This is a genomic window from Rufibacter glacialis (genome assembly GCF_008271745.1).
Lineage (GTDB): Bacteria > Bacteroidota > Bacteroidia > Cytophagales > Hymenobacteraceae > Nibribacter > Nibribacter glacialis.
Genome location: NZ_VKKZ01000023.1, coordinates 110,147 through 134,125 on the forward strand (window position 1 = coordinate 110,147; position 23,979 = coordinate 134,125).

Consider the following 23,979-nt stretch of genomic DNA (forward strand, 5'->3'; position numbering starts at 1 on the left):
GTTAAAAGCCTATATTTTGAATTATCCTGCCATTTTGGATTGTAATTTTGGCAAAACGTTAAAATAAATATCTCTTTTGACGGCCAAAAAGTTTGAAATCCTGGAAAAAGTTGGTAAATCGGTAAGGAAATCGATTTCCTAAAACAAAGGATTTGATTAAGAGTTTTTATTTCAGTGAGTTATGGATTTTTAAGATTTTATGATTTCCAGTAAAAACCTTTTCCTTATCAAAAACCCTTCACATATGACAAACGCATTACTAAAAAATCGGCTAGTCCCCAAGGGTTGGCTTAATCCAAGGCAAGGGAAGAAGGCTTCTTCTTTTCTTCTGTTTTTGGTGGCTTTCCTGGCTTTGAGCTTAGGGCAGGCTTCTGCCCAACAAAGAACCATCACTGGTACCGTGACAGGTGACGGAGCTGCTCCTCTCATTGGGGTTTCTGTGGTCTTGAAAGGGACTTCTACTGCCACAGCTACGGACGTGAATGGCCAGTATTCGTTGCCTTTCACCGGTACTGCCGGTACTTTGGTGTTCTCTTACATTGGGTACGTGACCCAGGAAGTGCCGGTAGGCACGCAGTCTACTATCAACGTGAACCTGTTGACCGATGCCAAAGCTTTGGAAGAAGTAGTGGTGGTGGGTTACGGTACCCAACGCCGCGAAGATGTAACGGGGGCGGTTGCTACGGTTACTGAGGAAAGTTTCAACCGTGGCCTAGTAACTACGCCAGATCAATTGATAACCGGTAAAGTGGCAGGTGTACAGATTACTTCTAACGGGGGTGCCCCAGGTTCTGGTAGTACTATCCGCATTAGAGGGGGATCTTCTTTGAATGCCAGCAATGACCCTCTGATTGTGATTGATGGAGTTCCTTTAGATAATAGCGCTATTTCAGGCTCTCCAAACCCTTTGAGTTTGATAAACCCTAATGACATTGAATCTTTCAATATCCTGAAAGACGCTTCGGCAGCAGCTATCTACGGAACCCGCGCTTCTAACGGGGTAATTATTATTACTACCAAGAAAGGAGCCGCCGGCGAGAAATTCAGAGTGCAGTTCAATACTATTGCCTCTCTCTATGATTTGACAGATCAGGTAGATGTTCTTTCTGCAGATGAGTACCGCGCTTTGATCAATGAACGTGGTACAGACGCTCAGAAAGCTTTATTGGGGAATACAAAGACTAACTGGCAAGATCAGATCTTCCGTAGGGCTTTCGCCTCAGACAACAATTTGGTATTAAGCGGGTCTGTCAAAAATCTTCCTTACCGACTTTCCTTAGGCTATCTTGATCAGCAGGGAACACTTAAAACGTCTGGTTTGGAACGGGGTACTTTGGCCCTAAACTTAAATCCCAGCTTCCTTGACGATCATTTACGAGTAAACCTAAACGTGAAAAGCTCCTTGTCAAAAAGTCGCTTCGCTGACGAAGGAGCCATTGGTTCTGCCGTGATTTTTGACCCTACCCAGCCTGTTTATGCTGAAAATCCTAAACTTGGTGGTTATTATGAGTGGGTGAACAGTGATGGTACTCCAAATAACCTGGCGCCTAAAAACCCTCTCAGTTTACTGGAGCAAAGAAGGAATGTGTCTGATGTGATGAGAAGCATTGGAAACCTACAGGTAGACTACAGGTTCCACTTCTTACCTGACCTAAGGGCGAACCTGAATGTTGGCTATGACATGTCCAGAAGTGAGGGAAGTACCTTCGCACCTATGACCATGGCCTCTGTGTTTAATCAGGGAGGCAGCTTTTCTGAGTATGAGCAGGAGAAAGATAATAAGCTCCTGGATTTCTACTTGAACTATAGCAAAGACCTTACGGCCTTAAGAAGCCGCGTTGAATTAATGGCTGGTTATTCTTATCAGAATTTCTTGACCAAGAGCCCCTCCTTCCCGGTGTACACAGAGGCGGGTGTTGTGTTTACCCCAGCAGCCTTGTTCCCTTTTGAAACTGAAAACACCCTGATCGGTTTTTTTGGTAGAATAAATTACACCTTTAATGACCGGTATTCACTTACCGCCAACATCAGAAGAGACGGAACTTCCCGGTATAGCGCAGACAATAGATGGGGTACTTTCCCTTCTATTGCTTTGGCCTGGAGAATCAGTGAAGAAGGATTCATGAAGGATTCCAGACTTTTTTCTGACCTTAAGTTAAGAGTAGGATATGGTCTTACTGGTCAGCAGGATTTTGGCAGCAACTATGGGTATCTCCCTTTCTACAGCTATGGTCAGAACACCGCCTCTTACCAATTTGGAAACCAGTTCTATACCACTCTTCGCCCGGCCGGGTATGATGTTGATTTGAAATGGGAAGAAACCAAACAATACAATGCGGGTCTTGATTTTGGCTTTGGTGCAGGAAGAGTAACGGGTAGTTTGGATTATTATCTGAAAGAAACCAATAACCTTATTGCGTTCATCAACCCAGCGGCGGGTACCAACCTTACCAATGGTTTGTTTACCAACGTGGGGGCCATAGAAAGCAAAGGGGTTGAAGCTGCCTTGAATGTCAACATCCTCAACAATGAGAAAGCGAATTGGTCTGTAGGCGTAAATGGTACTTACAATGATGTGAAGGTAACCAGCCTGAGCAGATTTGAAGATCCAAATGCAGTAGGACAGCCTGGTGGTCAAATCTCAGGGGGTACCGGGAATAACCTACAGATAAGTTCAGTAGGGTTTACCCCATTCGCGTTCTATGTGTACAAACAAGTATACAACGCAGAAGGAAAACCTCTGGAAGGTGTCTATGTGGATTTGAACAAAGATGGAATTGTAAATGAAAGAGATTTGTACCGCTACAAGTCTCCGCAGGCAAAAGTGTTCTTAGGGTTTAACTCTGACCTTACCTATGGCAATTGGAACCTGAATTTCGTTTTAAGGGCAAATATTGGGAACTACGTGTATAACAACATCCACTCAGATAAAGGGAACTTCCAGGTAACCTCCAATAACACGTATCTGAACAATCTTTCTCCTAATTTCCTGGAAACCAACTTCAACGCTCCGCAATACTTTTCAGATTACTATGTGCAAAACGCCTCGTTCCTGCGCATGGAGAACCTGAACTTAGGGTACAACTTTGGGAAGGTTTACAGAGATAAAGTGAATCTAAGACTTTCTGGTGTTGTTCAGAATGTGTTCGTCATCACCAAGTACAAAGGCTTGGATCCAGAAGTGGGCAGCGGAATTGACAATAACTTCTACCCAAGAGCACGTGTTTTCTCACTTGGCGCTAACCTAGAGTTTTAATCTTGACTATAAATTCTTATGAATAAAAATTATATAAAAGCGATGATTTTGTCTGGATTGATGGCTTTTTCTGCCTCTTCCTGTACAGATGATTTAGATCTTGCTCCCAAGTATGATGTTACTTCGGCTAACCTTTATAATGATTTTGCCAACTACAAGCTGGTGTTAGCCAAGCTTTATGGCGGATATGCCTTAACGGGTTTGCAAGGACCCTCTGGTGCACCAGATGTGACTGGGTTTGATGAGGGGAAATCGAATTACATACGGGCTTATTGGCAGTTGCAGGAATTGACCACGGATGAGGCGGTGGTCGCTTGGAATGATGGGACCATCTTTGATTTACATGACATGGATTGGTCTTCCAGCAACGAGTACATCAGAATGATGTATGACCGGATCTATTACCAGATTGCTTTAACCAATGAATTTTTGCGTGAAACCACTGACGCTAAATTGAGCGAAAGGGGCGTTGCGGAAGCTAATTTGGCAGAAGCGAAAAAGTACCGTGCTGAAGCCCGGTTCTTACGGGCCTTGAGTTACTACCATGCCTTGGACCTTTTTGGCAATGTCCCATTTGTGACTGAGCAAGATAAGGTAGGAGCTTTTTTCCCTAATCAAATCAAGAGAGCAGACTTATTCAACTTCATTGAGTCGGAGCTGAAAGCCATTGAGTCAGAATTGGCGGGTCCAAAGCAAAATGAATATGCCCGGGCCGACCAGGCTGCTGCCTGGATGCTTCTTGCCAAGATGTACCTCAACTCAGAAGTATATACAGGGCAGGCAAAATACACAGAAGCAGTTACCTACAGCAAAAAGGTAATCAATTCAGGGTATTCTCTGCAACAGAACTACAGACATTTGTTCTGGGCAGATAATAATACCTCTCCAGAAATAATCTTTCCTATTGCATTTGATGGAACCCGCACCAAAACCTGGGGTGGAACCACGTTCTTGATTAATGCCTCCATTGGTGGCAACATGAACAACGCTGATTTTGGGGTGAAGGAAAAATGGGGAGGCATAAGAACTACTAAAAACATTGTTAATGTTTTCGCTGATCCATCTGGCAATACAGACAAACGGGCTCAATTCCATAGGGATGGCCAAAAGTTGGAAATTGAAAGTATTGGATCCTTCACTGACGGCTATGCCGTGACTAAGTACCGTAATATCAAATCTACTGGCGGCGCAGGTTCAGACCCTGCAGGAGTACATCCTGATACAGATTACCCTATGTTCCGCCTAGCTGATGCCCACTTGATGTTTGCTGAAGCAGTGGTAAGAGGAGGTGCAGGAGGAACAATGGCGGAAGCATTGACCTATGTGAATGCACTTCGGCAAAGAGCCTATGGCAATACAAGCGGTAACATCTCCGCCAGTCAGTTGAACCTTAATTTCATCCTTGACGAAAGAGCCCGCGAACTTCATTGGGAAGGCCACCGCCGGACAGATTTAATCCGTTTTGGCAGATTCACCTCTGGAACTTATGTGTGGCCTTGGAAAGGCGGTGTCAAAGAAGGAAGAGGAGTAGAGGAGTACCGTAGATTATTCCCGATCCCATCTTTTGACTTGACGGTAAACCCTAACTTAGTCCAAAACCCTGGGTATTAATCAGTGTTCAGAACATATAAATGAAGACTATATGAAAACATCTTTAATTAAGAATATCGGGCTGCTCGGGCTGCTGCTTTTCTTTTTTTCCTCTTGTGAAAAAGACGAGGAAAGAGTCATTGCCAATACCCAGGGCAAAGGAGCTGCGTTCACAGCTTCAGCGAACAACTTGACGCTGCAAAAAGCGAATGAAAATAACCAGGCAGTAAATTTCACCTGGACCAAGGCTGATTTCGGCTTTGATGCTGCTTTAACCAACACCCTGCAGTTTGCAGTAGCCGGAACTAACTTTGCTAACCCTAAAGAAGTTGTTTTAGGGAGCGGAGATATTTCAAAGAGCTACACGGTACTGGACTTTAATGCCCTAATGCTGTCGTTGAATTTACCAACTGGGAGGAATTCAACTATAGAGGCACGGGTAAAAACCCAAATAGCAGGAAGTGAAGCTGTTGCCCCCGTTTATTCCAACGTGGTGAGCATGACGGTTAATCCCTATCCTTTGATTTCCTTTGTGTATGTACCAGGTGCTTACCAGGGTTGGAACCCAGCCACTGCTGACAGCTTGATCTCACCTACCAGCAACAACATCTATACCGGTATCATCAACTTCACAGAAGGTAATACTAAGTTTAAGATTACACCAGCCAAGAAATGGGATGTGGCGTATGGTGATGCCGGTGCAGGTAAAGTTAGTACCTCTGGAAGCGATTTATCTGTGCCTACTGCCGGTATGTACCGCTTGACCCTTAACCTGAACGATAACACTTTTACGGCTGCCAAGTATAGTTTTGGCGTGATTGGAGATGCCACTCCCGGGGGATGGGGTGCAGATACGGATATGACCTATAACAATGGTACCCAAACCTGGTCTATCACTACCAATCTAACTCCAGGGTCCATCAAGTTCCGGTTGAATGATGATTGGGGTACGAACTATGGAGGGTCTAATGGTAACCTAGTTTCAGGTGGTGACAATATCGCAGTTCCTTCTGCTGGTAACTATAGGATAACCTTCAGCCTGGCTACCAATACCTACACGTTAACCAAATTATAGAAGTAGGTAAGCCTACATAATGCCAAGGAGGCTATCCCACTTCAACCCTGGGGTAGCCTCCTTCCTTTTAAATCTGCCTTCTAAGATCATTGAAATAGGAATGGAACCTGCCTACTCACTTTAAGTGGCTAGTCCCCTGTGCGCTCTTTAAGATTAAATGAAGAAGTGACAGGCGAAGCGGCAGTGCCTCCTGGCTTAAGAAATAGGCGGTTCTTTTTTCCTTCTGTTTTCCAAATTCTATCATCAACCCCAGATTGATCATGAACAAACTAGTAATAATTGCCTGTGTCCTGCTGTCCTGTATGGGTGCGGCAAAGGCCCAGGACTTGAAATCCCCCAATGGGAGGCTCAGCATGAGGTTTTCCCTGGAGAAGGACGGTTCTCCCTCGTACAGCCTGAGCTACAAAGGCAAACCGGTCATCAAGCCCAGCAAGATGGGGTTTGAGCTAAAGACCAAAACCGCTGACGCCGCGTCAGGAGGCTCAGATGCCAACATGGAGCAGAAGACCGCTAACCTTCAGGGATCGTTGCATAATAATTTTACCGTGGCAGGCACTAAGACCGCCGCTTTCAACGAGACCTGGAACCCGGTGTGGGGCGAGGTGAAGACCATCCGGAACCACTACAACGAGCTGGCCGTAACCCTCCACCAAAAAGGCACCGCCCGCCAGATGGTGGTGCGTTTTCGGCTGTTCGACGACGGGCTGGGCTTCCGCTATGAGTTTCCTACCCAAAAGAATCTGACCTATTTTGTCATAAAGGAGGAGAAAACGCAGTTCGCCATGGCGGGGGACCATACCGCCTACTGGATCGCGGGCGATTATGACACACAGGAATACGACTATACCACCTCCAAGCTTTCAGAGATCAGAGGCATTATGGCCAAGGCGGTAACGGCAAATATTTCCCAAACCCCCTTCTCCCCAACCGGGGTGCAGACCTCCCTGATGATGAAGTCAGCCGACGGCCTGTATATCAACCTGCACGAGGCGGCTCTGATTGATTACCCCGTCATGCACCTCAACCTGGATGATAGGAACTTTGTGTTTGAATCCTGGCTCACGCCCGATGCGGTAGGTGACAAAGGCTACATGCAGGCTCCGCGCAGCACGCCCTGGCGCACCGTGATCGTGAGCGATGATGCCCGTGACATACTGGCCTCCAAAATGACCTACAACCTCAATGAGCCCAGCAAGATCAAAGACCCTTCCTGGATCAAGCCTACCAAATACGTAGGGGTGTGGTGGGAGATGATCACCGGCATGAGCAATTGGTCCTATACCAATGATTACCCTTCAGTAGAACTTGGCGTCACCGATTATACCAAAGCCAAACCGCACGGCAAGCATGGAGCCAACAACGCAAACGTTAAGAAGTACATAGATTTCGCCGCCAAACATGGCTTTGACGGCGTGCTGGTGGAAGGCTGGAACATTGGGTGGGAAGACTGGTTCGGGAATTCCAAAGACTACGTGTTTGATTTCGTGACGCCTTATCCAGATTTCGATGTAAAGGAAATCAGGGAGTACGCCAAGGCCAAAGGAGTGAAGATGATCATGCACCATGAGACGTCTTCCTCGGTACGCAATTATGAACGCCACATGGACAAGGCGTACCAGTTCATGAAAGACAACGGCTATGACGCGGTGAAAAGCGGATATGTGGGCGACATCCTGCCCCGTGGGGAGAACCACTACAGCCAGTGGATCGTGAACCACTACCAGTACGCCATTGAGAAAGCCGCCGATTACAAGATCATGGTGAATGCGCATGAGGCGGTTCGGCCTACGGGTACTGCGCGTACCTGGCCCAACCTGATCAGCAACGAATCAGCGAGAGGAACGGAATACCAGTCGTTCGGAGGTTCCAAACCCAACCACGTGACGGTGTTGCCCTTCACTCGTTTGATTGGTGGTCCAATGGACTACACGCCGGGGATTTTCGAGATGGACCTGAGCAAGCTGAACCCGGATAATAAATCGCACGTGAACAGCACCCTGGCCAACCAGCTGGCTTTGTACCTGACCATGTACAGCCCGCTGCAGATGGCCGCCGATTTACCTGAGAACTACGACCGCTTCCCAGATGCTTTCCAGTTCATCAAAGACGTGGCGGTAGACTGGGATGACAGCAACTACCTGGAAGCAGAGCCGGGTGAATTTGTGACCGTGGCCCGTAAGGCCAAAGGCACGGGCCAGTGGTTCCTGGGCAGCGTGGGCGGAAACGATGCCCGCACCTCTAACATCAGGCTGGACTTCCTGGATAAGGGCAAAACGTATATTGCCACTATCTACGCTGATGCGAAGGGTGCCCATTACAAAACCAATCCCCAAGCGTACCAAATCCGCAAGGTGGTGGTAAACAACAAGTCCAAGCTGTCGCAGTGGGTGGCACCGGGCGGGGGGTACGCCATCAGCTTTGTTGAGGCTGATAAAAACCAAGCGAAAGGGCTGCCGCGGCTCTAGGCCAAAAGGGTATCCGTTTACTGCCTGTTTTTTAAGAATCAGGCAGTAAACGGATACCCTTTTCCGGCAGTTTCCTGAAAACCAGCCGGAAATAAAAAAGGTTAGCTCCTTCTTATTGAACCTATAAAGTAAAGCCAGTACCCTAGCCCTTGCTGCGTGTTTTCACCAGGAAGCAGATAGGAGCCTGCGTCTGGATGGTGAAACCACCAACATTGGTAGGTGGTGGCCAGTTCTTCTGCTATACTAAACCGCTTTACTGGAAATCTTTTCTCTTGTAAATAATGCTCCCTGGTAGGGCACAAAGAGTTTCGCCCTCTTCTCTGCCTGTTTCTAACAGGGACTTCCATTCCAACTTTCCTTTATCACATGAAAAAAACATCCTTATCGCACCTCGCATTATCTGTTCTTGTTTCACTTAGCACGTTGGGTTCCCCCGAAGCGGTTCAGGCCCAGGATAAAAAAGTAAGTCAGTGGCCGCGCGGCATCACCTATGAGATCTTCGTGCAGTCATTTGCGGACTCCAACGGGGACGGCATTGGCGACATCAAAGGCATGACCTCCAAACTGGATTACCTCCAGGAACTGGGCGTGGAAGCCGTGTGGCTAATGCCGATCAACCCATCGCCGTCTTACCATAAATATGACGTGACCGACTACTATGGCATTCACCCGGATTACGGGACCATGGCAGATTTCAAGGAGTTTATCAAGCAGGCCCATAAACGCAACATCAAAGTGGTGATGGACATGGTGCTGAACCACTCCTCCAGCGAGCATCCCTGGTTTAAGGATGCGGTGAAGAACGAGAACAGCCCTTATCGCGACTATTACGTTTGGACACATAAAAACGACCCGCAAACCCAGAAAGAGGGCCGGCCTACCGGGGCAGATTCAGACAACACCCGCCACTGGCACAAGGTAGAGGGCAGTGATTACCTGTACTACGGCTATTTCTATGGCGGCATGCCCGACCTGAACTTTGACAGCCCCAAACTTCGCGAGGAGGTCTTCAAAATGGGCCGTTTCTGGTTCACTGAAATTGGCGTAGACGGGTTCCGGCTGGATGCCGCCCGCCATATCTTCCCCGACGAGCGACCGCATGACAACCACCAGTGGTGGGTGTATTTCCGAAGCGAGATGTTGAAGGCGAACAAAGATGTATACCTGGTAGGAGAGGTGTGGGCACCCTCTGACGTGGTAGCCCCGTACCTGAAAGGTTTGCCGGCCCTGTTCAACTTTGAGATGAGCTGGGACATCTTGAAAGCCATAAATGAAGGCAGGGGAGACTCTCTGGCCATCAAGCACGCCAAGATCACCGATTTCTATCAGTCGGTGAACCCAGATTTCATTGACGCCACCATCCTGAGCAACCATGACCAGAACCGAATCATGAGCTCGCTCAACAATGATCAGAACAAGGCCAAAGTGGCGGCCTCTCTGTTGTTGACCTTGCCGGGTTCTCCGTACCTTTACTATGGCGAGGAAATAGGCATGACCGGTAAAAAGCCCGATGAGCAGATCAGAGAGCCTTTCCTCTGGGATACCAAAGCCAAAGACAAAAGCCGCACTACCTGGTTAAAACCAGTGTATAGCACTGAGGCTACGGTGGCTCCGCTGGCCGTGCAGAAAAAAGACAAGAACTCCATCTACAACCATTACGCCCGCCTGATCAGTTTGCGCAACTCCAGCAAAGCCCTTACCTACGGCAAATTGGAACCAATCTCACTGGAGAACAAGGCCATCAGCGCCTATACCAGAAGCCACGCGGGCGAGAATGTACTGGTAGTGCACAACCTGTCTGGCCAAGAGGCTTCCGTTACTCTGCCAACTCAACTGGAAACGTACACTAATACTTTATTCAAGACCAAAGGGGCCAACCTGAGTAAAAAGACGGTGACCTTGCCTGCTTTCAGCAGTTTGGTGTTAAAAAAGTAAACCTGTAGTTTTCATCCGTCCTTCAGAAAGGAGGCGGGAAGGGGTTGTACCTTTCCGCCTCCTTTTTTGTCTAGCCGACTTTGTATAGATAAGGCATGAAAAGGAGGGTGCTTTTTCCTGCTGCATCTGTTCTTTGCGGAGAAATCAAAGTATTTCTTACCTTAGCCGTCTGCTGGAAACATCTTACCAGTATCAATTTATTTCCTATATCCCTTCATGAGAAAGATTCTCTTCTTCCTGTTGTTCCTTTTAATAGGTTCTCTATCTGCATCCGCCCAGGCGCAGACAGCCCCTGCTTTTTGGTCCAATATCCAAGCCTTCAAAAAGCAGGATAGCGTTCAGGCTCCTCCGGCCAACCCTATTGTTTTTGTAGGCAGTTCCTCTTTTACCCGTTGGAAGGATATTCACGCCAGCTTCCCGGGCTACCCTATTGTAAACCGTGGCTTTGGCGGTTCTACCCTGGTAGACGTGATTAGGTATACCTATGAAATTATTTTGCCGTACCAGCCGAAACAGGTGGTCATTTACTGTGGCGAGAATGATCTGGCCTCAGGAGACAGTATTACGGCAGAAGAGGCGGTGCCCCGGTTCATGACCCTTTTTGGCATGATCAGAACTAACTTGCCTAATGCCAGAATCAGCTTCGTGAGCATCAAACCTAGCCCCAGCCGAGCCCACATCCAGGGGAAGGTGAAGGAGGCCAACCAAGACATTAAACGGTTCCTTAAAAAGCAGAAGAACACAGATTATATTGATGTGTACGCGCCCATGTTAGACGCCCAAGGTAACATGCGCGAGGAACTTTACGTGGGAGACCGCCTGCACATGAAACCAGAAGGCTACTCCATTTGGCAAGGAATCATTTCCCCTTATCTGGTGAAATAGCAAATGTTTGTTTTTTGCACAACGGCACTAAAGGATAATTGGTCTTTGTATTTGGCCTGTTTTCTTTAAAAGGACTAAAAAAGAAGAAGCCCGAGGCATCACCTCGGGCTTCTTCTTTGTAATGCCAAGCGGAGAGCGACTAAGCCTTTTCCTCGTCTACATCCTTCACCAGCAAGGTAAGGAAACCGGCAAAAATCATGGAGCAGCCGCCTACCACCAGCACGTAAATGGATTCGCCGTTGAAGAGGTGCTTATTGATGAAATCAAGTAAGGTGCCGGCCACAATCTGCGGAATCACGATAAAGAAGTTGAACACGCCCATGTAGTAGCCCATGCGCTTGGCGGGTAAAGAACCGGCCAGAATGGCGTAAGGCATGGTAAGGATACTGGCCCAGGCAATGCCTACGCCTACCATAGAAAGCAGCAGCAGGTTGGGGTCAGAAATGAAATAAATAGAGATAAGGCCCAGGCCACCTATCAACAGGCAAAGCAGGTGCGTCATTCTCCGGCTCGTCTTCTTGGCGATGACCGGCAGTACGAACGCGAAGATGGCGGAGATACCATTGTACACCGCAAAGCAGATGCCTACCCAGTCGGCTCCTTCATTGTAGAGCTTGGAGGTGGTGTCTGAGGTGCCGTACACGTAGCTGGTCACTGCGGGCGTGGTGAAGATCCACATGGCAAAAAGCGCGAACCAGGTAAAGAACTGCACAAAGGCCAGCTGCAGCATAGTCTTGGGCATTTTGAAGATCCCGAAGAAGGTCTCAGAAACCCCTTGCCAAAAGGTGGTCTGGCTGTTCTCCCGGTGGAATTCCTCCAGGTCTTCCGGCGGATATTCTTTTGTTTTAAGCACCGTCCAGAGAACGGCCAGGAAGAAAACGACCGCGCCGCAGTAAAAGGCCCATTTCACCGACGGGGGAATCTCGCCGGCGGGAGCAGTGTTTGGCAGGCCTACCCAGTTGTTGAAAATCCAGGGAAGGGAAGAGGCCACCACTGCACCAACCCCAATAAAGAAGGTTTGGGTCGCGAAGCCCGCCGTACGTTGGTCTGAGGGAAGTAAATCGCCTACCAGGGCCCGGAAAGGCTCCATGGAGATGTTGATGGAGGAGTCCAGGATCCAGAGCATGCCTACCGCCATCCAGAGCACCGAGGCGTTGGGCATGATGAGCAGGGACAGGGAGGCCAGCAGCGCGCCCACCATGAAAAAGGGCTTGCGGCGCCCAAACACCGGGCTCCAGGTGCGGTCACTCAGGTACCCGATGATGGGTTGCACCAATAGCCCCGTGACCGGAGCCGCCAGCCAATACAAAGCGATTTCGGTGCCGCCCAGGGTTTCAAAGATCCGGCTCACGTTGGCGTTCTGCAACGCGAACCCAAACTGAATCCCCAGAAACCCGAAACTCATATTCCAGATCTGCCAAAAACTTAGCCGGGGTTTGGCTTGCGCCTGTATTGTTTGTGCCATGGGCAAGTAGGTGTATAAAGTGAAAGGTTGTTTACGCTTTAATTTGAAGAAAACATACCAAAAAGGCTAACCCATTCTAGGGCTACCCCCAAAGGCTATTTCTTCTGCAACAAGAACACGTGCGCACTCATAGGAGCCAGGGTAATGCTGGTTTTCACCGTAGGCTGGATAAACAGCGGGGGCGTGTCCGTGAGCAGGTCCTGCAAAAGGAAGGTGCCTTTGGCACCAAGGTTTAAGGCCGTAAGTGCTGCCGGCGACAGGGAGAGACCATAATCAGTGGCTTTGCGGTTGAAGTTCACCAGTACCAGCACCTGTTCCTGAGTTGTGTGGCGCAGATAGGCGTATACCCCAGCCGGGGCCGAGTTTTCTTCAGCGGTCAAGGCGTAGAACTTCCCTTTCTTGATGGCTTCACGGCTCGTGCTCAGGTGCAGGAGGCGGGTGTAAAAGGCGCGCAGGTTTTGTTGGTCAGGAGTGAGCTTTCCGCCGTCAAATTGGCCGCCGTTCATCCAGGCCTGGTGCGTGGGTACGCCCCAATAGTCAAAGATGGTGGTACGTCCGTCTTCGCCCTGGAAGCCTTCGTGGCCCCGGCCCGGTTCGCCTACCTCTTGCCCAAAGTACACCATGATGGGCCCGCTGCCCAACGTGGCGCTCACCGTCATGGCCGGAACCGCTGCCCAAGGCGTACCCGCGAAGTCTGGCGAGGCGATGCGCTGCTCGTCATGGTTCTCCAGGAAACGCAGCATGTGGTGGGAGATGCCCCGGCTTTCTTCTCGCCACACTTTGGTGATGTCTGAAGTGGTGCCCTGGCCTTTGTTCTCCATGAGGCGGCGCAGGCCGTCATACAACCCTACTTTGTCATAAAGGAAGTCAAACTTCCCGGTTTCGATATAGTTGTGGTATTCTTTGGGGTTGTAGATCTCCGCGAGGAAGAGGAGGTCTGGATGTTTGGCTTTCACCTGCGGAATGACCCAGGCCCAGAACTCCACGGGTACCATCTCGGCCATGTCGCACCGGAAACCGTCCACGCCCTTGCCCGCCCAGAACAGGAGAATGTCTCGCATCTTGTTCCAGGTGTCGGGGATAGGCGAGAAGTGGGCGGTGCGGTTGTTCTGGTAATCTATGCCGTAGTTCAGTTTCACGGTTTCAAACCAATCGTTTTCTGAGGGGCTGGCGCTGAACACATCATTGCCGGTGGCCTTGGCCGGGCTCTCCGCGAACTTGCCGTCTTCCTTCGGCCCCGGGTACTTCCCGCTCAAAGGGTTGTAGGTGGCAGGTACCTGAAGCGACTGCCCCGGAATGTAATAGTAGTTGTTGTTCGGCTTGAAGCCGATAGATTTATCATCCTGGCTGCCAAAGTCTTGCACGTCGGCAGGTTTGGCATCTGACTCATAATAACGGGCTACGTGATTAGGTACGAAATCAATCAAGACCTTCAGGCCGTTGCTGTGGGTGCGTTGCACCAGGGCTTCAAATTCCTTCATCCGCTGCCGCACGTCTACTGCCAGGTCTGGGTTCACATCATAGTAGTCTTTGATGGCGTAAGGGGATCCCGCGCGGCCTTTCACCACATCAGCGTCATCTAACGGAACACCAAATTTGGAATAGTCCGTCATGAGGGCGTGCTCCAGCACCCCCGTGTACCACACGTGGGTAGCGCCCAGTTTCTTGATTTCCTGCAGGGCCTTGTGGTTGATGTCGTTGAACTTGCCCACGCCGTTCTCCTGTAGGGTGCCATAGGTTTTGTTTACCGTCTTCTGGTTCCCGAACAGGCGCGTCATCATCTGGTAGATGACAAACTTATGGTCCTGCACCTCCTCCTCGGTGGTGTTAGGGTCATTGACCGGTTGGATAGTAGCCGTGGCGGGAGACGTAGTAGTGGCTTCCTGGGCATTAGATGGGGAAGGAGCCGACGAAGTACAGCTTCCGGCCAAAGTAGCCAGTACCAGAAGTGCAAGGAAGGAAGGTTTGTTCTTAGGTTGGATCATAGGGTACGGAATTCTGGTAGTGCCTGTCTAGGAGCAGGCTTTTTCTTTATCAGGCGCAGGCCTCAGACTAGTGCCATAAGAGGGGGGAAGTTTCTAGCTTCTTTTCTTCGTTGGTTAATTTATTACCGGTTGTTTTCAGGGTTTATCCTAAGCTTTTCTTTTTATGGTTTCCGGCGAGTCTGGAGACTTGCACCACATTTTGGCACGTGACATTAATCTCCCGCCACAGAGGAAAAAGAGAAGAACGCCAGGCATGCCATTTTCTTTTCTGAACTCTTTTTCTAAAACAACTGCTAAACCAATTACTAAAATAACCCAGACCCTAAACCCTTCCTTGTGGGAGAAAGGTTTAGGGGCTGATAGCTTTATACCAACTGGTGCGAGAACTCTCCTTTGGCGTTCGAGCCGATGGTTTGGGATTGGCCAAACACCTGTAGGGTTAAGGCGTGGGGGGCTTGGTTTTCTATTAGCACAGCCTCCTTGGTTACCTTGATGTTGAGCAGGTGTCCGCGGAACCGGATTTTAAATGAATAAGAACTCCAGCCAGCCGGAATGAACGGATTGAAATGCAGTTGGTTATCGCGCACACGCATGCCGCCAAACCCCTGCACCACGCTCATCCAGGTGCCTGCCATACTGGTGATGTGGCAGCCGTCTTCGGTGTCATTGTTATAATCGTCCAGATCCAGGCGGGCGGTACGGAGGTAGAATTCATACGCTCTCTCCTCATCGCCTAACTTGGCGGCCAGGATAGAGTGCACACACGGCGAAAGCGACGACTCATGCACGGTGCGCGGCTCATAGAAATCATAGTTTCTCCGGATGGTGTCCAAGTCGTAGCGGTCCTCGAATAGGTAAATGCCTTGCAGCACATCGGCCTGCTTGATGAACACCGAGCGCAGGATCCGGTCCCAGGACCATTTCTGGTTCAAGGGGCGGTCTTCGGCCGGAAGGTCTTTCACCAGGGTCTGCTCCTTGTCCAGGAAGCCGTCCTGCTGCAGGAAGATGCCCAGTTCGGGATCTTCGGGGTAATACATGTGGTCTATCACATGCTGCCATTTCTCCGTCTCCGTGGCCACGTCCAGGTTCATTTTCTGCACCAATTCCTGGTAGCGGGCCGCGTCTGCCTCTTGCACGTGTTGCAGGGCCTTGAGCGTGTAATCCAGGGTCCAGGTGGCAATGGTGCTGGTGTACCAGTTGTTGTTGACGTTGTTCTCATACTCATTGGGTCCGGTCACGCCCAGCATCACGTACTGTTTTCTTGCCCCAGACCAATTCACGCGCTGTGCCCAGAAGCGGGAGATGCCTACCAATACCTCCAGCCCGTATTCGGCCAGGTAGCGGTCATCGCCGGTGTACCGGATGTAGTCATGGATGGCGTGCGCAATGGCACCGTTCCGGTGGATTTCCTCAAAGGTGATTTCCCACTCATTGTGGCATTCTTCGCCGTTCATGGTCACCATGGGGTAAAGGGCCGCCCCGCCGGTGAAACCAAGTTTTTCGGCGTTTTCAATGGCTTTTGGCAGGTGCTTGTAGCGGTACACCAGCAGGTTGCGCGCTATCTGCGGATCAGCGGTGGCCAGGTAGAAAGGAAGGCAATATGCCTCGGTGTCCCAGTAGGTGGTACCGCCGTATTTCTCGCCGGTAAAGCCTTTGGGGCCGATGTTCAGGCGCTCGTCTTCGCCTGTGTAGGTCTGGTTCAACTGGAAGATGTTGAACCGGATGCCTTGCTGCGCGGTGGCGTCGCCCTCTATTACGATGTCGCTTTCTTCCCACTTGGCGGCCCAAGCCGCGGCCTGCTCCTGCAGCAGCTGCTCAAACCCTTTGGCCGCGGCGGCCGCTACCACGGCTTTGGTGTTGGCCAGTAAGTCTTGTTTGGGGTGGTTTTCAGAGGAAAGGTTAGCGGCGTACTTGTAGAGTACGGTTTCCTGGCCTTCCTGAGCAGGAATCTCTAAAGTGGTGGAAACGTATTTGCTCCGCGTGAGGGGCGTGGCTTTAGGGGTGATTTCCTGACCGCCTTGGGTGAGGATTACTTTTTGGCCGGTGCACACATGGAAGAAGGTCTTCTTGGTTTCGGCCACCACATACGCTTCCGTGTCCTGGGCCTCCTGCACCACCTCATTCCAGAACTTCTCATCATAGTTAGAGTCAGCGTTCTTGACATCGGCGTCTAGGTACGGGGTAAGGGTGAGCGTGCCGCTGAAGTTAAACGGCGTGATGCTGTACCGGATGGCGCCTACCTCGTCGTCTACAATGCTGGTGAACCGTTTGGCCTCTACCCGCACCTGCTTTCCAGAGGGGAGGGTAGCGGTGAACTGCCGCGATAACCAGCCTTCGCGCATATTGAGCTCCCGACGGAACCCGGCCACCTGGCACTGGTGCAGGTCCAGGGTTTCGCCGGCCAATTTTACGTCAATGCCTATCCAGTTGGTGGCATTCAATACCTTGGCGAAATACTCTGGGTAGCCGTTCTTCCACCAGCCCACGCGGGTTTTGTCTGGGTAATACACCCCTGCCACGTAATTCCCCTGAAGGGTTTCCCCGGAATAGGCTTCCTCAAAGTTGGCCCGCTGGCCCATGCGGCCGTTGCCTAAGCTGAATACGCTTTCTGAGATCTGGTTATATTCTGGTTGGAATCCTTCTTCAATGATGGACCACTCATCAATGGTTAAAAATTGCTTCATATTAGTTGGTATCAAGTATCAAGACACACGTATCAAGACTTTTTCTATCGGTTAGTATTTTCCGTTTCTGGCTGTTTTTGGTAAAACAGACGCTAAACTATTTTACTTCTTCTTGGTCCCCTTGCGAAAGGGTAAACAGGGGATAACTCTTCCTTATTTTGGCCTTTTCTATGTAGGGGCAATTCCTTGTGGTTGCAATTTTTGCGATGAACTCTATATTAGTGCAACCACAAGGGATTGCCCTACAATATATCTACAAGGTGAGTTCTCCTTTATTTACCATCCCCAAGCCCCTTCAAAGGGAGACCAAAGAGTATCTGTTTAAGGCCGTTTTCAAGAAAACAGCTCCAAAACAAATCAGCCTTTCTGGGCCAGAGAATGCAGGCGCTCCACGGACATCTCGGTCAGGTCTTTCACCACGATGTCTGCCAGGGTTAACACTTCTGGCTGGCCTACCCCTACGCATAACATTCCTCCGTTTTTGGCGGCTTCTACGCCGGCCAGGGCATCTTCAAACACCACGCATTCTTCGGGTAAAACCCCCAACGCCTCGGCTCCTTTCAGGAATACCTCAGGGTCGGGCTTGCCGTTGACCACATGGCGGCCGTCAATGATAGCCTCAAAGTAGGGGAGCAGCTGGGTGCGTTCCAGAATAAGCTGGGCGTTTTTACTGGCCGATCCCAGGGCAATCTTAAGTCCTTCGGCTTTGAGGGCTTGGAGGAAGTCTACCACGCCGGGTAAGATCTCTTCGGGCGTCATCTTGGCCACGTCCAGGAGGTATTCACTGTTTTTCTGCTCGCACAGGGCCAGTATCTGCTCCTGGGGCAGGGTTTTGCCCCCTATTTCCAGGATGATCTCCAGGGACCTTACCCGGCTAACCCCTTTCAGGCGTTCGTTGTCGTGCTCCGTGAAATCAATGCCCAGCGATTGGGCCAGTTGGCGCCATGCTTTGAAGTGGTACACGGCGGTGTCTACCAAAACTCCGTCTAAATCAAAAAGGCAGGCTTTAATGGGACTCATATACAAGGTGTTTTTCGGCTGGTTCAGGGAAATCAGGTTAAAAATAGGGTTACTTCTGAAGTTCCAGCACCAAAGCGGTTTTGGCCGGAATCTTTAGGGTAGGCTGAAGGCTGATAGTTTTCTGGTCCTGGATGTTAAGGCCTTTGGTAAAGCCTTGCGACCGTTCTGAAAACCGGTCCATCTTCAGGTCTACCTCTTTGTCAGTGGAATTGGTGGCCACCATAATGGTTTTCTGGTCATCATACCGGAAATACACATAGGTGCCTTCCTGAGGAACAAACTGCATGAGCTTGCCCGAGTGCAGGGCCGGGGTGTTCTTGCGGTAGTGGGCCAGTTTCTTCACGAAGTTGAAGGCTTCATTCTCACGCTCATTTCGGCCGGCGGCGGTGAATTTGTTTTCCTTGTCACCGGCAAAACCACCAGGGAAATCTCTCCGCACCTCGGCGTCTGAAGGGTCTTTGAAGTTCTTCATCAGGATCTCAGTGCCGTAGTAGACCGAGGGAATGCCGCGGGTAGTAAAAAGCCAGGTCATGCCCATTTTGTATTTGTCCAGGTCTTCGCCAATTACCGAGAAGAAGCGGTTCATGTCATGGTTGTCCAGGAAGGTGACCAATTTCATGGGGTCCTGGTACACCGCGTCCTGGGCCAGCACCTGGTGCACTCTGCTTACGCCTTCGTCCCATCCGAACTTCTGGTTCAGGGCATCGTTCATAGCGGTCCACAGCACGAAATCAATGGTGCCGGGCTGGTTGCTCTTGAAGGGGAAGTTGATGTTATTCCGGGTGAAGCGGGCCTGCGCCACCACGTTATTCACCCATGATTCCCCGAAGATGTGGAGGTTGGGGTACTCGTCTAGCAGGGCCTGGTTGCAGCGGTTCATGAAGGCATCGTCATTGTACATGTAGGTGTCAATGCGCCAGGCATCTACTCCGAAGTGCTCCACCGTCCAGAGGGCGTGCTGAATGAGGTAATTGGCCAGAAACGGGTTGTGGTGGTTCAGGTCTGGCATGTGGGGCACAAACCAGCCCTTTATCATCACCGACCAGTCGGCCTGGGCAGCGTGCGGGTCAATAATGGGCTGGAACTTGTGGGAGGTGTTGGTGTAGGAGGGAAACTGGTGGATCCAGTCTTTGGAAGGCAGGTCTTTGATAAACCAGTGGTTGATGCCCACATGATTGTAGACGGCGTCTTGCACTACCTTCATGCCTTTGGCGTGCGCCGCCCTGATTAATTTCAGATATGCTTCGTTTCCTCCTAGCCGTCTATCCACTTGGTAATGGTCGGTGAAGGCGTAGCCGTGGTAGGCACTGCGCATCTGGCCGCCTTCATCTGTGAGCGGCTGGTCGTTCTCTATGATCGGGTTCAGCCAAAGGGCGGTAACTCCCAATTCCTCCAGGTACGGTAAGTTGTTTTGAATGCCCTTGAGGTCCCCGCCATGGCGCAGGAAAGGATTGTTCCGGTCTGCGTTTGGGTCTGCCATGTCTTTGAAGCGGTCGTTCTTGGGATCACCATTGGCGAAGCGGTCGGGAAGGACCAGGTAAATCAAATCCGCGGAAGTCACGCCCTGCCCTTTGGGCTCCTGGCTGCGGGCCTTCAGTTCGTATTTGCGGGTCAGTTTCTGATTTCCTTTCTGCCCTTGGATGGTGAAAGTGCCGGGTTTGGTGTCAGCGGCAATGGTCAGGTCCAGAAAGGCGTAGTTGGGGTTCTCTGTTTTATGGGCTTGTACCAACTGCACCCCGGGGTAGGAAATTGAATAAGCGTAGGTACCCGCCTCCGGGCCGTACACCAGCAATTGCAGGTTCTGGTTTTTCATGCCCACCCACCAGAAGGTGGGGTCAATACGGGTAATGGCCGCCTTCTTCTGGGCCGCTACCGGAAGGGAAAGAAAAAGGAGGGCCCAGAAGGCGAATAACCTGGCACGCAAGAGGGAGTAAGGGGTGTGCTTCATGTTCAGTTGACTATTGAGGGGCGGCGTCATTTTCAAGCAAAGTAAAAGGGAGCATCTGGCAGCCGTTTAAGGCTGGCTTTTTAAAAAACAGCCGCAAAAAGCAGATGACATATCCCATGGCTTTGGTGAAAAGAGAGGGAGTCCATTTTACCTTATTCTGAAATAGGAAATCGTTATCGTTGGCTTTTAGCCTGGCTTCCTGCTGCCGGTTGGTTTCTTCCGCTTCGTGGGGCTGATGGCAAGTTGTAAAGGCTACCTTTTTTCCTCTGTTACTAATGAAAAATCTACATCTGAACCAATCATAGCTTTTCCTTACTTCCATCTGGAAGAAGGCAAAATATTGATTATGAATTAGATGGCGAAAGGGAAGAAGGGCTGGTAGTAGCCTATTCGCTAGAAGATTTACCTGGTGGACAGCCTCTCCTGAAGACGACGGCGACCGAAGAAGAACAGAGGAGGTCAGCCTAAGAGCGGAAGGCTCACCGGCAGCTTGTGGGGCAGGGCGGTAGCCTCTTATCAGAAAACAAAGCGCTAACTTCTTCATGCTCTGGGCACCAGGTACTGGTTTTTGTCTGTTCTATTACTAATATTGTAAAATCAGGAAGGTAAATCTACACTTTTTTAATTAAGAAATCGATTTCCTGGATTTTTAAATGCCATTTATGAAAATGAGAAATCTCTTAGGCTGGCTTAGTCCCTTTCTGTTGCTTTTTATCGCCTTAGCGGCTGAAGCCCAGGTCACTATTGAAGTAGTAACGGTGCCTGCCAACACTCCTGGCACTGATACGCTTTTTCTGGCGGGCAACCTGAACAACTGGAACCCCAAAAGTCAGCCGCATGCCTTCCGTAAAATCGCCGACAACCGGTACACCCTGACTTTGCCCGTGGCCGAAGGGCAGCTGGAGTATAAGATCACCCGGGGCAGTTGGGAGAAGGGAGAAACCAAAGGCAACGGGGCCGGGCGCGGAAACCGGACTTACAAAGCCAAACAAGGCAGGGACACCTTGCGTATTGAGGTGGAGAATTGGCAAGATAATTTCCCTTCCGTTACGAAAGACCATACCGCCTCCGCAAACGTCAAGATCCTGAGCAATGAGTTCTGGATGCCCCAGCTAGAGAAATCTCGCCGGATATGGCTATACCTGCCCCCTTCCTACGCCACCTCGGGCAAGAAGTACCCCGTGCTGTACATGCATGATGGGCAAAACCTGTTTGATTCCTTCTATTCTTTCAGCGGGGAATGGGGCATAGATGAGACCCTGAACGAACAGTTTGCCCCTGAAGGCCGCGAAGTGATTGTGGTAGGCATTGACAACGGGGGCGAGGAACGCATGAATGAATACACCCCCTGGCATAACCAGAAAATGGGGGGCGGCAAAGGAGATGCCTACGTAGATTTCCTGGTGCAAACGCTCAAACCCTACATAGATAGCCACTACCGCACCCTGCCAGGGAAAGAGCATACGGGCATAGCCGGTAGTTCCATGGGTGGGCTTATCTCCCTTTATGCCGCCTTGAAGTACCCGCAGGTGTATGGCAAAGCCGGCATTTTTTCCCCGGCGTTCTGGGTTTCACCGGAGTTTTACAAATATGCGGCCCAAACCAAGCCGGCCAAAGACCTCAGGATCTTTCTGGTGGCGGGTGCCAAGGAAGGCGAGAAGATGGTACCAGATATGAAACGCATGCGCGACCTGCTGCTAAAGCAAGGCCTTCCTGCCGCCAATCTGAAATATGAGGTGCACGAAGACGGGGAACACAAAGAAGCCTATTGGCAACGGGAATTCCCGCGCGTGTTCAAATGGCTGTTCTTTCAATAATCCATTAGCAGCCCAGGCTGTCAAAAAGGGCTGTTTAGGACGTGGTTTGGTAAAACTACACCCTAAACAGCCCTTCTTAGTTCCAGCGTATGCTGATCAACCCGATCAATTGCCCAAGCCTCCTTATTCGATGGGGTCCTGATTGTCGGTTGTGTCGGCGGGAAGGTTTAAGGAGTCGAGCCCACCGTCTGCGCCTTCTACCATGTCTTCGGTATTGGTGTTGCCGGTCTTTTCCGCGGGGGTTTTGGTGTCACTTCCGCAGGAAGAAAAGCCGGTGGTCAACGCTATGGCCACCAAGAGGGGGAACATCATCTTTTTCATAGGAGTAAGGTTTAAGTAAAAGGAGCACAGCTGCTTGGCTATGCTACTTTCCATACGTATTTTATTGAACAGGGTAAAGAAACGCCCTGGATGCTCTTCCCGGGTTGTTTCCCTTCTGCCATTTCCCTTATCCCGTAAATCCTTCAGGCCAGGAAATTTTAGCCCATCATATAGAGTCAAAAAGCGGGTAAGGTAATAACCAACAAGCGCCTTTTTCTTGCCGGCTTGCCAGGGAGAACCTTTCCCGTTTTTGGGAGGTATTCTTTAGTATGGCAAAGAAACCCGGTATTTTCCCTACGTTCTTTATTTCTGGCTTTGAGTGCTCCACCTTCCTCTGGAAAGACAAGCAACGGCGTAATCTGGTGGCAGAAACCCAGCATGACCGGTTGGCCGGTTCAGATTATGAACTGCTGCGGAACCTAGGGATCGCAGTCGCCCGGGAAGGGATTCCGTGGCCTTTGGTAGAAAAAGCCGGTAAATACGACTTCTCCCTGATTGATCCCATGATCCAGGCCATGCAGCAGCAAAAGATCCTTCCCATCTGGGATCTTTGCCACTATGGGTACCCCGATGACGTGGATCCCTTCTCGGAAGCTTTTCCCCAACGGTTTGCCGCTTATTGCCGGGCGGCCGCCCACTACGTGGTAGACCGGCTGCCTGGCCCCTACTTTTTCACCCCCATCAATGAGATCACCTTCTTCTCATTCTGCGGCGGCGAATGGGGATGGGTGGCTCCATACAAAACCACCAAAGAAGACCGGTTCCACTTTAGGGTTGCCTTGTGTAAAGCCGCCATTGCCGGGGTGAAAGCCATCAGGGAGGTGGTGCCCGAGGCGCGCATGGTACACATAGACCCCCTGGTGCAGGTGGTGGCACCCAGAGACCGGCCCGACTTGCAGAAAGCCGCCCACCACGAAACCTACGTAGACACCTTTCTGGCCTGGGACATCATTGCGGGCAAGGAACACCCTGAACTGGGAGGATCCCCCGAAATCCTGGACATTGTGGGCGCCAATAACTATTCCTTCGGGCAAATGGAATACCGCGAGAAAGGGCCGCACCAGGCGCTGTCGCCGGACGATGACCGCATAAAACCGCTCTGCGAACTATTGCACCTGGTCTGGGAGAGGTACCGGCGGCCCATGATCATTGGCGAGACCAGCGGGCTGAAAGATGGCCGGGAAGACTGGTTGCGTGATGTCATGGATGAGTCTCTGGCAGCGGTAGAGGCAGGCCTTGACCTGCACGGGGTATGCCTTTTCCCGGCCATTGACATGCCGGACTGGCACACCGGTCAGTGGCTGCACAACGGGATTTTTGATTTGGAACCGGATGGGGATATGTTGAAGCGGGTGCCTTGTGAGCCTTATATTTCTGAGTTGCGCCGCTGGCAGAAAGAGCTGAACCGCGTCACGGTACTGGATGAAGATCCCTTCAACGACCCTGTAGATCTGCAAGATGTGGTGGCTGCGGCCCAACGGTTGAAAAAGACACCTGATAAAAACTGGCACTAAGGAGAGAGATTCTACCAAG

At 50.7% G+C, this 23,979-nt stretch carries 15 protein-coding genes; 8 read left to right on the plus strand and 7 right to left on the minus strand.

Annotation, left to right across the window (positions count from 1 at the left end):
* The first annotated feature begins 244 nt into the window (after nt 1-244).
* From FOE74_RS16490 to FOE74_RS16515, 6 genes are all read left to right on the plus strand, one after another.
* Nucleotides 245-3,256: a SusC/RagA family TonB-linked outer membrane protein gene (locus tag FOE74_RS16490; RefSeq protein WP_225840859.1), complete on the plus strand. Its 3,012-nt coding sequence runs from the start codon at nt 245-247 to the stop codon at nt 3,254-3,256.
* A gap of 18 nt (nt 3,257-3,274) precedes the next feature.
* Entirely contained in the window at nt 3,275-4,867 is a 1,593-nt protein-coding gene (locus FOE74_RS16495; RefSeq protein WP_149099741.1) for a RagB/SusD family nutrient uptake outer membrane protein, read from the plus strand.
* A gap of 31 nt (nt 4,868-4,898) precedes the next feature.
* Nucleotides 4,899-5,921 carry a SusE domain-containing protein gene (locus FOE74_RS16500; RefSeq protein WP_149099742.1) on the plus strand — a complete coding sequence of 341 codons (1,023 nt, stop codon included), beginning with the start codon at nt 4,899-4,901 and terminating at the stop codon, nt 5,919-5,921.
* Between the two features lie 260 nt (nt 5,922-6,181).
* Nucleotides 6,182-8,386: a glycoside hydrolase family 97 protein gene (locus FOE74_RS16505; protein WP_149099743.1), complete on the plus strand. Its 2,205-nt coding sequence runs from the start codon at nt 6,182-6,184 to the stop codon at nt 8,384-8,386.
* 366 nt (nt 8,387-8,752) lie between these two features.
* Complete coding sequence (locus FOE74_RS16510) at nt 8,753-10,321, plus strand: alpha-amylase family glycosyl hydrolase (RefSeq protein WP_149099744.1); 1,569 nt, start codon at nt 8,753-8,755, stop codon at nt 10,319-10,321.
* A 216-nt stretch (nt 10,322-10,537) separates the two neighbouring features.
* A complete protein-coding gene (locus FOE74_RS16515) occupies nt 10,538-11,206 on the plus strand; it encodes a GDSL-type esterase/lipase family protein (protein WP_149099745.1) in 669 nt (222 codons plus the stop codon).
* A gap of 139 nt (nt 11,207-11,345) precedes the next feature.
* Here FOE74_RS16515 and FOE74_RS16520 read toward each other — a convergent pair whose 3' ends face one another.
* The 6 genes from FOE74_RS16520 to FOE74_RS16545 form a co-directional block, all read right to left on the minus strand.
* A complete protein-coding gene (locus FOE74_RS16520) occupies nt 11,346-12,671 on the minus strand; it encodes an MFS transporter (RefSeq protein ID WP_225840860.1) in 1,326 nt (441 codons plus the stop codon).
* A 95-nt stretch (nt 12,672-12,766) separates the two neighbouring features.
* On the minus strand, nt 12,767-14,452 hold the full coding sequence (locus FOE74_RS16525; protein WP_225840870.1) for an alpha-amylase family protein: 1,686 nt from the start codon (nt 14,450-14,452) through the stop codon (nt 12,767-12,769).
* Nucleotides 14,453-15,021: 569 nt separating this feature from the next.
* Nucleotides 15,022-17,340, minus strand: a complete 2,319-nt coding sequence (locus tag FOE74_RS16530; RefSeq protein WP_149099747.1) for a glycoside hydrolase family 65 protein — start codon at nt 17,338-17,340, stop codon at nt 15,022-15,024.
* 357 nt (nt 17,341-17,697) lie between these two features.
* Entirely contained in the window at nt 17,698-18,360 is a 663-nt protein-coding gene (gene pgmB, locus FOE74_RS16535) for a beta-phosphoglucomutase (RefSeq protein WP_149099748.1), read from the minus strand.
* Nucleotides 18,361-18,409: 49 nt separating this feature from the next.
* Nucleotides 18,410-20,308: a glycoside hydrolase family 13 protein gene (locus FOE74_RS16540; protein ID WP_149099749.1), complete on the minus strand. Its 1,899-nt coding sequence runs from the start codon at nt 20,306-20,308 to the stop codon at nt 18,410-18,412.
* A 10-nt stretch (nt 20,309-20,318) separates the two neighbouring features.
* A complete protein-coding gene (locus FOE74_RS16545; RefSeq protein ID WP_149099750.1) occupies nt 20,319-20,852 on the minus strand; it encodes a hypothetical protein in 534 nt (177 codons plus the stop codon).
* A gap of 124 nt (nt 20,853-20,976) precedes the next feature.
* On the opposite strand from FOE74_RS16545, the gene FOE74_RS16550 reads away from it, so the two are divergent.
* Nucleotides 20,977-22,125, plus strand: coding sequence for an alpha/beta hydrolase (locus FOE74_RS16550; protein WP_188686927.1), 1,149 nt, complete (start codon nt 20,977-20,979; stop codon nt 22,123-22,125).
* Nucleotides 22,126-22,248: 123 nt separating this feature from the next.
* On the opposite strand, the gene FOE74_RS16555 is transcribed toward FOE74_RS16550, so the two are convergent.
* Nucleotides 22,249-22,500: a hypothetical protein gene (locus tag FOE74_RS16555; RefSeq protein WP_149099752.1), complete on the minus strand. Its 252-nt coding sequence runs from the start codon at nt 22,498-22,500 to the stop codon at nt 22,249-22,251.
* A 215-nt stretch (nt 22,501-22,715) separates the two neighbouring features.
* Between FOE74_RS16555 and FOE74_RS16560 the strand changes: the two genes are divergently transcribed.
* Nucleotides 22,716-23,960 carry a family 1 glycosylhydrolase gene (locus FOE74_RS16560; RefSeq protein WP_149099753.1) on the plus strand — a complete coding sequence of 415 codons (1,245 nt, stop codon included), beginning with the start codon at nt 22,716-22,718 and terminating at the stop codon, nt 23,958-23,960.
* The last annotated feature ends 19 nt before the right edge of the window (nt 23,961-23,979 follow it).

Coding starts and splice junctions, on each gene's coding strand:
- FOE74_RS16525 (WP_225840870.1), bottom strand. CDS start 14,452: ATGATGACGCGCCTGTTCGGGAACCAGAAGACGGTAAACAAAACCTAT.
- FOE74_RS16495 (WP_149099741.1), top strand. CDS start 3,275: ATGAATAAAAATTATATAAAAGCGATGATTTTGTCTGGATTGATGGCT.
- FOE74_RS16505 (WP_149099743.1), top strand. CDS start 6,182: ATGAACAAACTAGTAATAATTGCCTGTGTCCTGCTGTCCTGTATGGGT.
- FOE74_RS16520 (WP_225840860.1), bottom strand. CDS start 12,671: ATGGCACAAACAATACAGGCGCAAGCCAAACCCCGGCTAAGTTTTTGG.
- FOE74_RS16555 (WP_149099752.1), bottom strand. CDS start 22,500: ATGGAAAGTAGCATAGCCAAGCAGCTGTGCTCCTTTTACTTAAACCTT.
- FOE74_RS16500 (WP_149099742.1), top strand. CDS start 4,899: ATGAAAACATCTTTAATTAAGAATATCGGGCTGCTCGGGCTGCTGCTT.
- FOE74_RS16490 (WP_225840859.1), top strand. CDS start 245: ATGACAAACGCATTACTAAAAAATCGGCTAGTCCCCAAGGGTTGGCTT.
- FOE74_RS16550 (WP_188686927.1), top strand. CDS start 20,977: ATGAGAAATCTCTTAGGCTGGCTTAGTCCCTTTCTGTTGCTTTTTATC.
- FOE74_RS16510 (WP_149099744.1), top strand. CDS start 8,753: ATGAAAAAAACATCCTTATCGCACCTCGCATTATCTGTTCTTGTTTCA.
- FOE74_RS16545 (WP_149099750.1), bottom strand. CDS start 20,852: ATGAAGAAGTTAGCGCTTTGTTTTCTGATAAGAGGCTACCGCCCTGCC.
- FOE74_RS16530 (WP_149099747.1), bottom strand. CDS start 17,340: ATGAAGCAATTTTTAACCATTGATGAGTGGTCCATCATTGAAGAAGGA.
- FOE74_RS16515 (WP_149099745.1), top strand. CDS start 10,538: ATGAGAAAGATTCTCTTCTTCCTGTTGTTCCTTTTAATAGGTTCTCTA.
- FOE74_RS16560 (WP_149099753.1), top strand. CDS start 22,716: ATGGCAAAGAAACCCGGTATTTTCCCTACGTTCTTTATTTCTGGCTTT.
- FOE74_RS16540 (WP_149099749.1), bottom strand. CDS start 20,308: ATGAAGCACACCCCTTACTCCCTCTTGCGTGCCAGGTTATTCGCCTTC.
- pgmB (WP_149099748.1), bottom strand. CDS start 18,360: ATGAGTCCCATTAAAGCCTGCCTTTTTGATTTAGACGGAGTTTTGGTA.